This is a genomic window from Alteromonas sp. KUL49 (genome assembly GCF_006538345.1).
In the GTDB taxonomy this organism is placed as follows: domain Bacteria; phylum Pseudomonadota; class Gammaproteobacteria; order Enterobacterales; family Alteromonadaceae; genus Alteromonas.
In genome coordinates, this window is record NZ_BJKL01000006.1 from 20,176 (window position 1) to 34,522 (window position 14,347).

The window sequence follows — 14,347 nt, forward strand, 5'->3', positions numbered from 1 at the left end:
TATGAAAAGTCGTATAAAAACAGAGACTAATGGGAAGAAAAAAGTTTATGACGCCTGCAAAGAACCCTGCGCAATCGAAAAAGGCATGCGACTTATCGGCGGGAAATGGAAGGGCTCGATAATCTACCATTTGAAAGATGAGCCCGTGCGTTTTAATGATCTAGCAAGAATGCTAGGCGGCGCTTCAAAAAAGATGGTAGACCAGCGTCTAAAAGAACTTGAACACGAGGGCATGGTCATTCGAAAAGTAATTAACGAGCGTCCAGTTGCCGTAACGTATGAACTCACCGACTTTGGGCGCTCAGCACTAAAAATACTCGAAGACTTACGCCAATGGTCAGAGCTAAACAATATTCAATTGGCAATACCTTAAGTGTTGCGAACTCGTTGGCCGCTCAAACAAAACCTAGACTTACAGGCCGCCTAATTTATTGGCATTAAAAAGTTCTATCCAATAGCCATCGGGATCTTTAATAAAGGCGATTTCTTTCATAGAACCATCAGTAGGTCGTTTTTGAAAAGTCACTTCTAGTGCTTCAAACCGTTCACAGGCCGCTTCAAGATCAGGGACGTGAAAGCCGATGTGTCCAAAGCCTCGAGGTTCGCTATTTCCGTTGTGATATTGGGTGTTTTCAGCGGTATCTCCCCAGTTGTGGGTCAGCTCTAACATGGCAGGTCGCCCAAAAGTCTGTGCTGTGCGCTCACGTGCATCGTTACTAATATCTGAAAAATCATCACCTGTAGTAAGAAAGTACAGACTGAACTTCATAGCTTCAAAGTCCAAACGCTTTAGCAAGGTCATTCCCATAATACGGGTATAGAAATCGAGTGACCTGATAGGGTCGGCAACACGCAACATGGTTTGATTAAACACATAACCAAAAGTGGCTGGGTCTCGTTGTTCGCACAAACCCTCGGCTCTCTCAAAGTGACGACTCATACCATTTTTCCTTTATAAATTGATACAGATGATAACTAAGATAACTTACCCCAGACTGACTTGTTATCGCCTTTAATACTCGGTTTTTGTTCATTATTTTGAGACGCTGGTTTTTGCTTGGCTTTGGGTTTAGGCTTCGCTGTCGATTTTAGCTCCGCGCTTTTCTGTGATCCTTCTGAGCGATACTTTTTCACCATACCTTGAAGCAGGTTACGCAACACTTGATCACCGGCTGGCTTATAGTTTCTGTGATCGGGTTTGCGAAAGAATGCCGAAAACTCACTTTTACTGATACGAAAGTCAGCAAGCTTCAACAAATGAATCATGTCGTCATCTTTGTAACTCATTGCTATGCGTATTTTTCGCATAACTTCGTTGTTACTCAAGCGCTCTTTAGCTTTAAGGATCTTTGGCGCTTCGCCTTCACGCGCGCCGCGATTTTTAATGATCAACCCATCGAGAAAAAGCGAAATGAGTTTATCGCGGCAAGGCAGGTAACCTTCCTCGTCTTCTTTTTTCATAATGGCGTGAAGATAACCAAACTCCATATCGTAGTTTGCTAACTTAAAGATACTGATTGCAGCAGTATCATTAATCGACAGGGCGTAACGCAGGCGACGCAGTACATCGTTGTGAATCATTTATTCATGCCAAAATGGAGGGGTTGTGAAAGTGTGGAGACTAGCTTAATTAGCCGGAATATTCACTGTTTTGGCAAAGATAATTTGAGGGGAAGGTGATAATACTTCCCCGATATCTGCGATATTAGAACGTAAATTTCGCGCCAAAGCTTAGTAAATCAGTGCCATCGAAAGACTCATAAGAAACTTCCAACCAAGCGGTGTCAGAAACCATATAGCCTAGACCAGCACCATAGCCAAACTCCCAGTCAGAATCAGCTGAGATTGAAAAGCCCCCAGCACTGCCAGTAAGTTCAACTTTGCCATATGAAGGCACCAAGTATGCATATACGCCCTCACCTAACATCGTCTGCGCTTTTACAGACAATGCATAGAAGTTATCTAGTTCAACATCTATTCCAGATACTTCATCATCCTGAAGACCAATACCATAGCGAAGCTGAGGAGTGAGAGATACCGATTCAGTTAGGTCAAACTGATAACCACCTGAAACCATTAGACCGCCTAGGCTTAAATCAACGCCGTCGTCACTGTCTGAGAAATTGCCGAAACCAACGCCTAGTTCCCAATTTGCAGACGCTGATAGTGAAGTTCCAAGAATAGCCGCAGCTAGAAGTGCTTTTTTAAACATTGTCATTCCTTTTATTAGTAGATAGTCATTGGGACGCTTCATTGGGATGGTTTCGTTCAGGCCTTGAAGCAACACTAATTGTGTAGTGGTAAAGAGCTATTGTGTCGAAAAACCATTCGCAGCTACAGAATCCATCTATTCCTTTGCTCGAGGAATCGTCCCTGCCCCAACTCATGTCGGGGCAGGCATTTTCTATAAATAAGATAAAGAATTCAAAGAGATTTAAACAATGTTACAAATTAGCTTGCTGTTGCCGCTTGCAAAGTTTCCTCAAACTCAGCCTCACCTTTGTGGTCTTTCGCTAAAATTTGGTATAGCAAGGGCAGTACAATCAAAGTAAAGAAAGTACCAATCAACATACCTGCAACCAATATAATACCTATGCTGTTTCGCGCCTCTGCACCTGCGCCAGTCACGAGTACTAACGGGAAATGCCCAAGCACAGTTGCACCGGTTGTCATCAGTATGGGGCGCAATCGAGTTGCCGCTGCGCCTTTCACTGCATCGAGCTTTGATTTACCCTCTAGCTGTAGCTGATTAGCAAATTCCACAATAAGAATGCCGTTTTTAGCGATAAGCCCTATCAAGGTAATCAAGCCTATTTGGCTGTAAATATTGATAGAAGTCAGAGACAAGAACGGCAGCATCAAAGCACCAGACAAAGCCAACGGCGCACAGCCCAACAACACAACAAGCGGATCGCGGAAACTGTTGAACTGTATAGTGAGTAAGAAATACACCACTATCATCGCCACCAGTAATACACCTACCATGGTGTTACCTTCTTTGCGTAGCTGACGTGACTCACCAGCATAGTCAATAGAGTACTGTTCGGGTAGAACGTCTGCAGCAATGGCTTCTATACTCGACAAAGCTTGCTCTTTAGTAATATGAGGCAATACACCACCCAATATTCTGAAAGAGCTTTGCTGATTAAATGAACCCAATACCCGAGGGCCAGTGTAACTGTCGAGGGTAGCGAACGCCGATACAGGAACCAGACTTCCGCTATCGGTACGTATCTTCATATCGAGAATGTTTTCAGGGTTGTAACGCTGCGCGTCGCCAACAATGGGGATTACTCGATATGCCTTACCGTCTTTATTAAAGTAGTTAGCAAAGTTATTCGACATCAGAATGCTGAGCTGGTCATTCACCGACTGCAAATTGAGCCCCAAGTCTGCCAATAGATCTTTGTTAATGTTGAGCTCGGCCTGTGGCAGATCGATTTTCAAGTCGGTATTCACAAACATGAAATTACCCGTAGCCACCGCCTGCTGAATAATCTCATCAGCGTACTGTTTCATGGTGACTGGGTCGTCGTTGGCACGAAGTACAACTTCGACGTCGAACTGTCCAGCGGTTGGTAGTGACGCAGGTAAAATGGGGAACAAGGTCAACCCTGTCACACTGCCTAGTCGGCCATAAAGGTCGGGTAATAGTTCATGTACTGAATGCTCGCGCTGTTCATACGGCAGTAGTTCAACACCACCGAAACCCGCAGCAGCAGTAACGATTTGCCAAGTAAATTGACCACCCTCTGTGGCATTCATTACCGCGGCAGTGTCGTTCATAGCCAACGCTGTATAAGCCTGAGACGATTCTGGCGGTGCTTCAACAATGACCTGAATAGCACTTTGATCTTCAATAGGTGCCAGTTCTTGTTGCGACAGCATGTAAAACGGCGCACTCAATACTGAAAACATAAAAGCAATAAAGAACACCTGTGCGCGCCAGCTAAACAGCTTACCGAGCGCTTTGGTGTAACCGGCCTGCAATCGATCAAAATAGCCATTCACCATACGTGTAAGTTTGCCTTCTTTACCCCCTTCAGGGCTAACATAGGCGCTCATGATAGGCGACAGAGTTACCGCAACAACACCTGAAATGAGTACAGCAATAGCCAATGTGAAGGCGAACTCTCGGAACAAGAACCCTGTTAATCCGGTTAAAAAGCCAATGGGGGCATACACAGCCGCAAGCGTCAGTGTCATGGCGATCACAGGTACCAATAGTTGACGAGAGCTGATGAGCGCCGCTTGAAGTCTTGGTTTACCGGCACGCATGTGACGAGCCACGTTTTCTACCACAACAATAGCGTCGTCTACGACTAACCCCACAGACAGTACAATGGCCAGAATAGTGAGTAAGTTCAGTGAAAAGCCCATAATTGAGATCACCGCAATAGCACCTAACACTGAAATAGGAATAGTCACCAACGGTACCAATGCCGTTCTAAAGCTACCCATCATGGCGAGAATAACAATACCTACTAGAAGCACCGTTTCGATAAGGGTAGAGAATATCTCTTTGATGGAATCACGCATGTACAAGGTGCCATCATAGCCTGTGCGGATGAACATACCGTCAGGTAGTACTTCATTGATTTGCTCAAGCTTCACGTAAAGAGCATCACCAATATCAATTTCATTCGCACCCGGCAATGCCCATACCGCGAGGAATACAGTATTGCGGTCGTCCAATCTTGCCGTGACCATACCCTCGGCTTCACCAATAGTAATGTCTGCTACCGCACCCAAACGAAGCTGAGCACCATTAGACTCGTCGATAATAAGGTTCTGGAAATCTTCAATCGTTGCAAGGCTGGTGTTTGCCATCAGATCGATTCGCTGGCGATCATTCTCGCTGTAACCCAAGGTGGCAATGGTATTGTTTGCTTGCAATGCGCTGAATACGTCGGTGGCACTGAGGTTGTATACCGCAAGTTTGTCTGGGTCTAACCACACACGCATTGCTGGGTTGCGCCCACCTTCTAACGTGACTCTTTGTACCCCTTTGATATCGCTGATCACAGGTACAACGTTACGTGTTAGGTAGTCGCTCACTTCACTGCGTGGTAAGCCTTCAGATTCCACATCCAAGTAAAACACTGCGTAAGGGCTGTCTGCACGAATGATTTCAATAGACGGGTCTTCAGCCCCTGTTGGCAACTCAAACTTAATTTGATTAAGTTTGGTCGTAAGATCAGCTAGTGCATCGGTCGTACTGTGATTAAGCTCTAACCACGCGGTGACTTTACTCAATCCAGAGGTAGTAATTGAATCAACATAGTCAACGCCGGGTACAGTGGATGTCACACGCTCAATAGGTTCGGTAACATAGCCTTTTACCACATCAGCAGACGCGCCCGTGTAAACCGTATTGATAACCAGTGAGGCACTTTCGATTTTCGGATACTGCTGCACAGATATGGTTCGAGCAGCATTTAATCCAGCAAGGATGATAAGCACAGACAGTACAATAGCGAGCACTGGCCGTGTTACAAACACATCCATCACTGAAGGTTTATCTTCATGATGCGCGCTCATCGTTGGCCTCCTACCTCAGCAGAGGCTTGCAATTCAGGCGCCTGCGGATAAACCAAAATGTTCTCATACAGTTTGAACGCGCCCTCAGTAGCAATATATTCACCAGGGTTTAGACCTGACAGTACGATTTGCTTATCGTTAACACGCTCGCCAACGGTAACTTGTAGAGGTGCTGCGCGCCAGTTGTCGTTGTCGTCTTTTTGAAGCTTGTAAACAAAGTAACCGAAATGATTACGAGTGATGGCGTTGGTAGGTACAGCGACTTGCTCAATAGCTTTTGAGTAAACAAACACGCTTACCATTTGGTTGTGGCTCAATAAACCTGCGCTGTTGTCGAGTTGAGCACGGTAGCTTTGCTGGCGAGAGCCCGCGTCTAGCATAGGTTGTTTAGCAATAATTCTAGCCGTAAGTGGTGTACTGCCAGCTTGCATGGCTTCAATCACCACTTCATCGCCCACGTTAGGTTGTTCAAGGGTTTGTGGAATGGCAAAATCAACCCAAATAACACTGTCTAAACCAATAAGTGAAGTGATTTGAGCGTTCGCATCTAGCATTTGGCCAACTTGGAATTGCTCTAACCCAACTCGACCATTAAACGGTGCAACAACGTTCATTTTGTCAATGACTGACGCTAAGTTGTCTACTTCTGCCTTGGCAATATCCACATCTGCTTTAGCGGCATCCACTTCACTTTGACTCGCGCGCTGTTGCTGCAACAGCGCAGACAGACGTTTGTGATTCAGTTTGGCTAATGACAATCGCGCATTGGCGGCATCTAAATTCGCTTGTTCTAAACGTGTGTCTTGACGCAACAAGAGTTGCCCTTTTTCAACCACGTCGCCGGGCTGAAAACCCACAAAAGTAATGGGGCCCGCAAATTCAGTACTCAGCGTCAGCATTTGCGGGGCAACTAATTCACCTACCACCTTGGTGCGTTTGGCATGTTCAATGGTTTGAACATACTCACTTTGAACACTGGCGGACGGTTCTGGAAATGACTCACCGTAAGCGACAGCCGCTTGAATTTGATTAAACTTCACGAATCCAAGTGAAACAATCACCACAGTAATAATAAAAAGGCTCGTTAGCCAACGTGTAATTTGCATTGTGTTACGTCCTAATTAGCGAAGATTGTGTTTAACAAGTAGCGCATCAATTTGTTGCAGTGATGCATCGGTAAGTGGTGTGACCCACGGATAACTATTAATAAGGCGAACCATACTGCGGATCATTGGGTCGTCTAAGCGCAGGGGATCAAGTAGTGTGGCAGTGCCATCAATGATTTGCGGCATCTGTTGCACGCGCAATACTTGCTCGTAACCCACCGTCATTGCCCAACCACTAATGGTGAGTTCTTCGGCAAGGGTTGAGGTATCTTCTGTCGTTTTCAATTCACCGGCAGCAATACCTGTTGTAAGTGCCGTAACAAAAGCGTTTTGACACTGTTTACTCGCTTCTATGATTTGGTTATTCCACTGTGCAGATGCACGACGTACCACCGCCTCGTTAGTCGCATAAGATTCAAGTTCATAATCAAACGGAAAATGCTGAAGTACTTTGGGCGAGAGCAAGCTCACAGCAATCATTTTTTCTGGCGTAGTAAATGGCATGTTTAACACGGTCTCGAACAACGCCGACTTTTGTATAAACGACTCATGAGCAAGTGCCAGTACTATGTCTTCTTTGCACTGAAAAAATTTGTACACTGACCCCATTGATAGTCCTGCCAACTTGGCGACTTTTGCCATACCAAAATCAGTGACTGAGGTTTCAGTAATGCAATCAACCGCAGCCTCAAGTATGAGCTTTTGTTGCTCTTCTGGGCTGAATTTTGGTGCTGGTGCCATGCTATTTCTCCACTATCAATAACTTAGGTAAGCGTAAGCTTGACAACGCTACCTGAAAAACTTGAACCATATTCGAATATCATTCGAATATGGTTCAAATAGTAGCACATGCAATAGAAATTGAAACCGATCCCGCACAAATTTATTGGTTATATAAAAGATCATTGGGTTTTGATGATAGATTTATCAATTTTTAAACATCATATCTTTATATTAGTAACACATTAATGTTAGAGTCCAAGGTTATGTCATGCGTGTACACGTGATCGGCGTCATCCAGTACATGCAATTACGAACCTATAACCAATGGACAACTGTAATGGCAATTTTCCCGAAGTATCATACCGCTGCACCCAACACGAGTGCTCGACCAATCTCAATGGCTAGAGCTCTCACACTGCTTTGCACTAGCGCATGTATGTTTTCCTGTGCGCAAGAGCCAGTGCCTAATGCATCGGAACCAGTAAGGGAAATTGCCAATATTCCTGCTGTTTTACCTCATACCGACCAAGCTAACGAAGGTGGCTGGATATACAACGCGGTAGTCAGTGACGAATTTGAAGGGGATACGGTTGACGAGGACCGCTGGTTTATCGTCGGAAAATTTGAAGACGGCAAACCGGTATACAAACATCCGGACAAACCAAATAAATGGGTATGGAAAGGCAGAGCACCATCGCAGTTTTCGGGCAGAAACTATCGCTTAGAAGATGGAAAGCTGGTTCTAGAAACCCGCTGGGAGCCAGATTTTCCCTTTGAAGAGGAAGTACGTAAGCCTCATTTTGGTGAAGCACTTCCCTATGAAAATATTACCACGGCGTGTTTTATCTCCCGTAAGTTCTTTACCTACGGCTACATAGAGATAAAAAGCAAAGCCGCGGATGCAGAAGTTACTAGCGCGTTTTGGTCTATGGGTGACCAAATTGAACTCGATTTTTTTGAACAATTTGGCTCACACCGCATGGAAGGTAAAGCCCATTTAGACAGAGAGTTGTGGTGGTCTTTACGAGACTGGCAGCGCGGTCTTCCAGAGGCAGGCAAACCTGTATACACCGAACACAAAGACTTAGGTTTTAACGTTGCAGACGAATTCCACATTTACGGTTTTGAGTGGGACGAAAACGGCTTTAAGTATTATGTCGACGGTGAGCTTATCTCCACGGTAACTCCAGATGATGTAAGACAATGGGCACTTGAAAACCGCGATGTACCTGCGGGTTACGATGGCTGGATTGCCAGTCGCCCAATAAGCCTGTGGCTCGACCAAGAAACTTTCCCGTGGAATGGCGTGCCCGATAGTCTGGAAGATCTTGAAATGAATAGCCCTGTGGGTGAAAAAGAAGACGGCGTAGTGGACTTTGAAATTGAGTATGTTCGAGTTTGGCAAAAACCACAGCACATACTTCCAGAGCACAAGTAACCCTACTTAGAAGAAAAACAAGAGATCTGTGATGACCACTACCCCAACATTGCCTAAAAGTTTAGTAACCATAGCGGCCTTTGTCGTGATCGCTGGACTACTATCTTGTACAAGTACTCAACCGCAAACTGCACCACCACAAGTTGAAACATCTACACCTCGTACCTTATTCAGCGAAACGACGGGCATATTGCCGAGTGATGAGCGTGCGCGACGCAAGTGGGACGGTGCCATGGTGGGCGACCTTGACGGTGATGGCCATCAAGATCTCATACTCACCGAACATGCCCATCAAGTGCATATTTATTGGAATGAAGGTGGCCGCTTTAGCGATCCACAAACCCTTATCAATGGTGACATGCACGGTACAGGTATTGCCGACTTTGATGGGAACGGTCTAGTTGAAATCGTCATTGCCCAAGGCGGTGGTAATGGCAGCAATCCTAGAAAACCTATTCACTTTGAAGTGTCTTCAGACCGCACCATTAATGCCGGTGAAGTATTAAGTCATTTCGAAAAAGGGCGCGGTCGCTCTATCAAAGCCTTCGATGCCAATCAAAATGGCGACTTAGATTTGTTTTTAACGGGCTTTGCTATGCCCTCACAATTTAAAACCGGCGCCAATCATTTTTACTCAAATGATGGAAGCGGTGATTTTACCTTTTTAGGCAACCTCCCCCATTCGGAACGCCTCAGCTACAAGTCGGCCATTATTGATTACAACGGCGATGGCGACCAAGATGTGTTTATTTTTGGTGGTGGCGCTATGGTCGTTGCCAAAGCAGGTGAAGGCTACGAATTTACCCAAGCCACTCAAGAGGTACTGGGAGAACTGGCAAAAACAAACCATGTCAGCGCCGTTGCGCCAATAGACTTTGACGGAGACGGTGACCTTGATTTGGCCATCAGTCGCGCTAAACATCAGTTTGAACATCAGCGATTTTACGACGAACAACACCAGCGCTTTGCGTTTTTCGCGCGCTTTCAACCCTTTGATGTTGGTGAGCTAACCATTGAAGGCGACTTCTCGTTAGAGAATTTACAAATGGCTTATCCTGATTTTGATATTTATGTGGGCGCCGATAAACAAAAATAGATATTAAAGGGCGTAACGCAATTACTTCTCATGACTGGGATTTATCCGGTGAGAATAGTCTCAAATTTACCCAGCAAGAAGCTATGGGCTTTCCTGATGACGTTTGTGTTGAAGGCCAGAAAATTCAAGATTTACCCGAAGGCGTTAACACAGGACTCTACATAGGTTACGTTTGGAACAAGGTTTGGCGCTTGTGCAGTCAAACACGCTCGGCAACGGCAGGCGTTATTAACAACGTGATTGACGCGCCAACATCAAGTTACGTTAAACCATTACCCGCAATGCTGTTGGAAAACCAAAACGGCACTTTCGTTGAAGTTACTCAAACTATGGGTATTCATTTTGAAGCACCCACCACCAGCGTAGTCGCCGCCGACTTTAACAACGACGGCTGGCAAGATCTCTTGTATATGCCCTATGGCAACATGGCAGAAATTCACAAGCCAATAGTATATTTGAACCACCAAGGAGAGGTGTTCAAACAAATGGCCGACCACGGTATTGTGATAACCGACCTAGGAGCAACCGGCTCAGGGGTTGATGTTATCGATTACGACAAAGATGGCGACTTAGATATAGTCACCGCTAACGAACGCGGCCGATGGCGTCTGTTCGAAAATCACAGTGACAGTCGCAACGCCAACCACTTTATTGGCGTGACTGTAAATGATGCGCCCAGCGGTACTGCGACAAAACTAGGCGCTAAAGCTACCGTCAGTGCTTGTGGCAACGTATGGGAACGCCGAGTAGGTGATACTTCATCTGCTTATGCCGTGGCTTTTAACAACGATTTACTGTTTGGCTTAGGTACTTGCGAAAAAATAGACAAGATCACCGTTGAGTGGACGAATGGTGAAACTGTTGAACTGTTAACAGAAACCGTTGATAAATATGTAGCTACCAAGGGCTAAACCTAGAGTGGTTTGACTATTTTTCACCAAAACAAAACCCATACACTGGGGTAGTAATTTCCACATTGAGAGTCTCTTCTTATCAAGGGCTAGAATATCTAGCGTTAATAGATATGTTCTATGATAAATTTCAGAGACTCTCATGCTTCGTAACGCTTTACTCGCAATTATTTTTTTCACACTCTCGTGTTCTTCTTCGGCTAATACCTTGGTACAGAGGTTTGACAATCCACAAGACAATTACAAACCGTGGGTATTTTGGTACTGGATAAACGGGAATATCACCAAAGAAGGGATCACCGCTGATTTAACATCAATGGCAGAGGCTGGCTTAGGCGGTGTCTTGTTAATGCATATCAATGAGCATGACGTTGTTCCTCGAGGTCCTGTTGTCTTCGGTTCCGACGAATATTTTGCATTGATGGAGCATACACTCAGTACAGCGACACGACTCAATCTAAAGGTAAATTTATATAATAGTGAAGGTTGGTCCGTCGCTGGTGGTCCTTGGATCACACCAGCACTAGGAATGAAGGAGTTATCGTGGAATGAAGTTGCTATCACTGATGCTCAAGAAACAGTTGAATTCCCTCCTCCACATGCTCCACTGGGCTACTACGAAGATATTGCGACATTGGCGTTTCCCACTCCGCAGTCATTTCAAGACACGCCCTTCACATCGCTAGTCCACACCGTCAACATATCCGGGGCTACAAGTAACCGGTCAGCTGAGGCGTTATCGGTTATTGATCAAGACTGGAATACCTATGTTGAGCCAACCATAGACGAGAGCTCTGGTGAAACCTATGTTGAACTAGCATTTAGTGAGCCGTATACCTTTAGCAATGCCTTCATCAAGTTTTCTGTATATGGGATGATGGGACAAAACGCACTGATGGTGTCGGACGATGGGAAGTCGTATCGACAAATCGCTATGAGTAAGCGGGGTCAAATATACGATGATGTCAGCTGTTTTCAATTTCCCAGCGAAACCGCTAAATACGTCAAAATTGTATTTAAACCCACTGACAACAAACTACTGTATACCGCAATGCCTAAAGTGCGAGTGTCGGTGCGAGAGATCAATCTTGATAATAAGCCTCGCCTCGATGATTGGTGTCAGAAAGCCTCACATATATTCCCCTTTTTTATGGAAGCCGCAGAGCGTGATTCGCCCAAACAGTCGTTAGATACTCTCTCTGATCACATTCCCCTAGAAAGCATTGTCGATGTTTCAGAGTATCTTGCACAAGATGGTACCTTGCACTGGTCTCCCCCCACAGACAACTGGACAGTTGTGCGTTTTGGAATGTCATCAACTGAAGCGATAAATCGACCTGGTTCTCCAGGAGGTGAGGGCTTAGAAGTAGACAAATTAAGTTCAAGAGCGCTCAAAGTTCACTTTGACAACTATCTATCCAAGGTGCTCTCTATTGCTTCAAATAATAATGCCAATGCCCTTGTCTCTACACATGCTGATAGTTGGGAGGTGGGTCGCCAAAACTGGACTCAGGGCTTTGACGAAGACTTTGAGCAATTGCGAGGTTATTCTCCTATTCCGTTTCTGCCGGCCACACTGGGGTATGGAGTAGGTAGTACCGATACCAGTGAAAAGTTTCTATGGGACATGCGAAAAACAATATCTGACCTTATAGTAAATCGCTTTTATGGTGGGATGCGCCGGCATGCAAATTCACTGGGAATAGACTTCAGCACTCAGTCAATGAAACCCTTCATTGATAATCTGCATGCACTTGGACAAGCAGATATCCTATATGCAAATAGTGCGTTTCGCTCATTGTCTCCTGAGGAAAATCGCCCCAATCAGGAATTTGCCTATTTGACCGCTAAAATGACGTCATCGGCTGGGTCTATATACAATAAGCCGGTACGCTCCGAATCGTTTACATCCTTACCACAAGCTAATCGATGGCTGAGTCACCCACTTACATTCAAGTCGCAAGCAGATACGGATTTTGCTGGAGGCGCGACGTTAGTGACACATCACTTATTCACTCACCAACCTTGGGTTGACCTTAAACCCGGTATGACCCTAGGGTACTGGGGTTTGCACTTTGAGCGAACGCAAACTTGGTGGCACGAGATTGATGTATGGAACCGCTATCTGCAACGCACTCAGTCTATGATGGATTTCGGTCAGCCAGTTTTTGATGTATTGCACCTGCTAGGTGACGATGCTTCAACAAAGTTTGACCGTGACTTTGTATATGAAGCACTACCCGCTGGTTATGATTTTGAATTCATTTCGTCACACGGATTGCTGAACAAACTCAATGCGCAGACTGACGGTAAAATTGGCTACGACAACAGAAGAGAGTATCGAATATTGTCATTGGCAAGTGACGTTAGTATGCGACCAGAGATCCTCAAAAAGCTCATCGACTTGCTCGACGCTGGCGCAACTCTAGTGGGATCTCCACCGAAGTTTTCGCCCAGTTTAACGAATGGTTCATTAGCTGACACGGAAGTATCACAACTGGCGGGCTACATATGGGGCGGAAACTACGCAGGACAGGTATTTAAGACACTTCCAGAAGCCTTGGAAAAGCTATCCTTAGGCCCAGACTTAGTGGTTTCAGACACCGACAACCGACTGGTGTGGCGTCATATAAAAGCGCCTGATGGCGATTTTTACTTTGTGAGTAATTTGGAACATCAATCAACCACTGCGAGCCTTGATTTTAGAGTATCAGGAAAACGACCAGAATTATGGGATCCGCTAACAGGCACAAGAACAAAAATCACCAACTACACAGAAGAGAACGGACGCACACAAATAAGGCTAACATTTGATCAAGCCCAGTCATTTTTCGTGGTTTTTCCTGAGCAAACGACTACTGATACATGGCTAAACACTGGTGATTTTGAACCATTGCAAACCCTTGAAACACAGTGGCGAGTTGATTTTGTAAAAGGGGTACAAAAGCCACAAGCTATTACAATGCATCCCTTGATAGACCTGACACAACATTCACAAGAGAACATTCGCTACTTTTCAGGCACAATAAAGTACACGACAGAATTTATCTTTGATGATTCAAATACCGCGGTAATGCCAATCGAGTATCAACTAGATTTAGGCGAAGCTCACCAGTTCGCCAGAGTCTATTTAAACGGTCAGGATCTCGGGCTTCGTATGTGGGCCCCCTATCATTTTGATATCTCTCACCAACTCAAACCAGGAAAGAATCGACTCTCTATTGAAGTAACAAACCTGTGGCCTAATCGCTTGATTGGCGATGAACGTCAGTACCCAGATACTGCGGAATGGAAACAGAATGGCTACCAAGGCTTTCAACTTTCAGCGTTTCCGGAGTGGTTAAAAGGTCCCGCCCCTATCCAACCGGGTGAACGCAGTACGTTTGCCACATGGAAGCACTGGAGCAAAGAGGATCAACTCTTACCATCAGGGCTAATAGGTCCAGTTAAAATTTTGCACCGCTACGTAAAAGACAGATAAATAGTACAAAAATGAAACATACTTAATCGCGCAACTTTCGTAATCGCAGCT

General features: G+C 45.3%; 11 protein-coding genes. 5 read left to right on the forward strand and 6 right to left on the reverse strand.

Going from position 1 to position 14,347, the window contains the following annotated elements:
- Position 1 precedes the first annotated feature (1 nt).
- A complete protein-coding gene (locus EYS00_RS11540) occupies positions 2 to 373 on the forward strand; it encodes a helix-turn-helix domain-containing protein (RefSeq protein ID WP_130636704.1) in 372 nt (123 codons plus the stop codon).
- A 39-nt stretch (positions 374 to 412) separates the two neighbouring features.
- On the opposite strand, the gene gloA is transcribed toward EYS00_RS11540, so the two are convergent.
- The 6 genes from gloA to EYS00_RS11570 all read right to left on the reverse strand — a co-directional run bounded on the left by gloA (position 413) and on the right by EYS00_RS11570 (position 7,388).
- Positions 413 to 940 (reverse strand): lactoylglutathione lyase, encoded by a 528-nt coding sequence (gene gloA, locus EYS00_RS11545; RefSeq protein WP_130636705.1) that lies wholly within the window; start codon positions 938 to 940, stop codon positions 413 to 415.
- A gap of 35 nt (positions 941 to 975) precedes the next feature.
- Positions 976 to 1,581 carry a DUF1456 family protein gene (locus EYS00_RS11550; protein WP_130636706.1) on the reverse strand — a complete coding sequence of 202 codons (606 nt, stop codon included), beginning with the start codon at positions 1,579 to 1,581 and terminating at the stop codon, positions 976 to 978.
- Positions 1,582 to 1,705: 124 nt separating this feature from the next.
- On the reverse strand, positions 1,706 to 2,212 hold the full coding sequence (locus EYS00_RS11555) for an outer membrane beta-barrel protein (RefSeq protein WP_165399367.1): 507 nt from the start codon (positions 2,210 to 2,212) through the stop codon (positions 1,706 to 1,708).
- Positions 2,213 to 2,451: 239 nt separating this feature from the next.
- Positions 2,452 to 5,541, reverse strand: a complete 3,090-nt coding sequence (locus EYS00_RS11560) for an efflux RND transporter permease subunit (protein ID WP_130636708.1) — start codon at positions 5,539 to 5,541, stop codon at positions 2,452 to 2,454.
- On the reverse strand, positions 5,538 to 6,647 hold the full coding sequence (locus EYS00_RS11565; RefSeq protein WP_130636709.1) for an efflux RND transporter periplasmic adaptor subunit: 1,110 nt from the start codon (positions 6,645 to 6,647) through the stop codon (positions 5,538 to 5,540). The genes EYS00_RS11560 and EYS00_RS11565 overlap by 4 nt, the downstream gene beginning before the upstream one ends.
- A gap of 15 nt (positions 6,648 to 6,662) precedes the next feature.
- Positions 6,663 to 7,388 (reverse strand): TetR/AcrR family transcriptional regulator, encoded by a 726-nt coding sequence (locus EYS00_RS11570; RefSeq protein WP_130636710.1) that lies wholly within the window; start codon positions 7,386 to 7,388, stop codon positions 6,663 to 6,665.
- 250 nt (positions 7,389 to 7,638) lie between these two features.
- On the opposite strand from EYS00_RS11570, the gene EYS00_RS11575 reads away from it, so the two are divergent.
- The 4 genes from EYS00_RS11575 to EYS00_RS11590 all read left to right on the forward strand — a co-directional run bounded on the left by EYS00_RS11575 (position 7,639) and on the right by EYS00_RS11590 (position 14,296).
- Entirely contained in the window at positions 7,639 to 8,808 is a 1,170-nt protein-coding gene (locus tag EYS00_RS11575; RefSeq protein ID WP_242618747.1) for a family 16 glycosylhydrolase, read from the forward strand.
- Positions 8,809 to 8,839: 31 nt separating this feature from the next.
- The gene (locus tag EYS00_RS11580; protein ID WP_130636711.1) at positions 8,840 to 9,904 is read left to right on the forward strand and encodes a VCBS repeat-containing protein; all 1,065 of its coding nucleotides are present in this window, start codon (positions 8,840 to 8,842) and stop codon (positions 9,902 to 9,904) included.
- 83 nt (positions 9,905 to 9,987) lie between these two features.
- On the forward strand, positions 9,988 to 10,815 hold the full coding sequence (locus EYS00_RS11585; protein ID WP_130636712.1) for a CRTAC1 family protein: 828 nt from the start codon (positions 9,988 to 9,990) through the stop codon (positions 10,813 to 10,815).
- 142 nt (positions 10,816 to 10,957) lie between these two features.
- Entirely contained in the window at positions 10,958 to 14,296 is a 3,339-nt protein-coding gene (locus EYS00_RS11590) for a glycosyl hydrolase (RefSeq protein WP_130636713.1), read from the forward strand.
- Positions 14,297 to 14,347 lie beyond the last annotated feature (51 nt).

Excerpts from the sequence above, each read along its gene's own strand:
- EYS00_RS11570 (WP_130636710.1), bottom strand. The coding sequence starts at position 7,388 with ATGGCACCAGCACCAAAATTCAGCCCAGAAGAGCAACAAAAGCTCATA.
- EYS00_RS11560 (WP_130636708.1), bottom strand. The coding sequence starts at position 5,541 with ATGAGCGCGCATCATGAAGATAAACCTTCAGTGATGGATGTGTTTGTA.
- EYS00_RS11590 (WP_130636713.1), top strand. The coding sequence starts at position 10,958 with ATGCTTCGTAACGCTTTACTCGCAATTATTTTTTTCACACTCTCGTGT.
- gloA (WP_130636705.1), bottom strand. The coding sequence starts at position 940 with ATGAGTCGTCACTTTGAGAGAGCCGAGGGTTTGTGCGAACAACGAGAC.
- EYS00_RS11575 (WP_242618747.1), top strand. The coding sequence starts at position 7,639 with ATGCGTGTACACGTGATCGGCGTCATCCAGTACATGCAATTACGAACC.
- EYS00_RS11565 (WP_130636709.1), bottom strand. The coding sequence starts at position 6,647 with ATGCAAATTACACGTTGGCTAACGAGCCTTTTTATTATTACTGTGGTG.
- EYS00_RS11550 (WP_130636706.1), bottom strand. The coding sequence starts at position 1,581 with ATGATTCACAACGATGTACTGCGTCGCCTGCGTTACGCCCTGTCGATT.
- EYS00_RS11555 (WP_165399367.1), bottom strand. The coding sequence starts at position 2,212 with ATGTTTAAAAAAGCACTTCTAGCTGCGGCTATTCTTGGAACTTCACTA.
- EYS00_RS11580 (WP_130636711.1), top strand. The coding sequence starts at position 8,840 with ATGACCACTACCCCAACATTGCCTAAAAGTTTAGTAACCATAGCGGCC.
- EYS00_RS11585 (WP_130636712.1), top strand. The coding sequence starts at position 9,988 with ATGGGCTTTCCTGATGACGTTTGTGTTGAAGGCCAGAAAATTCAAGAT.
- EYS00_RS11540 (WP_130636704.1), top strand. The coding sequence starts at position 2 with ATGAAAAGTCGTATAAAAACAGAGACTAATGGGAAGAAAAAAGTTTAT.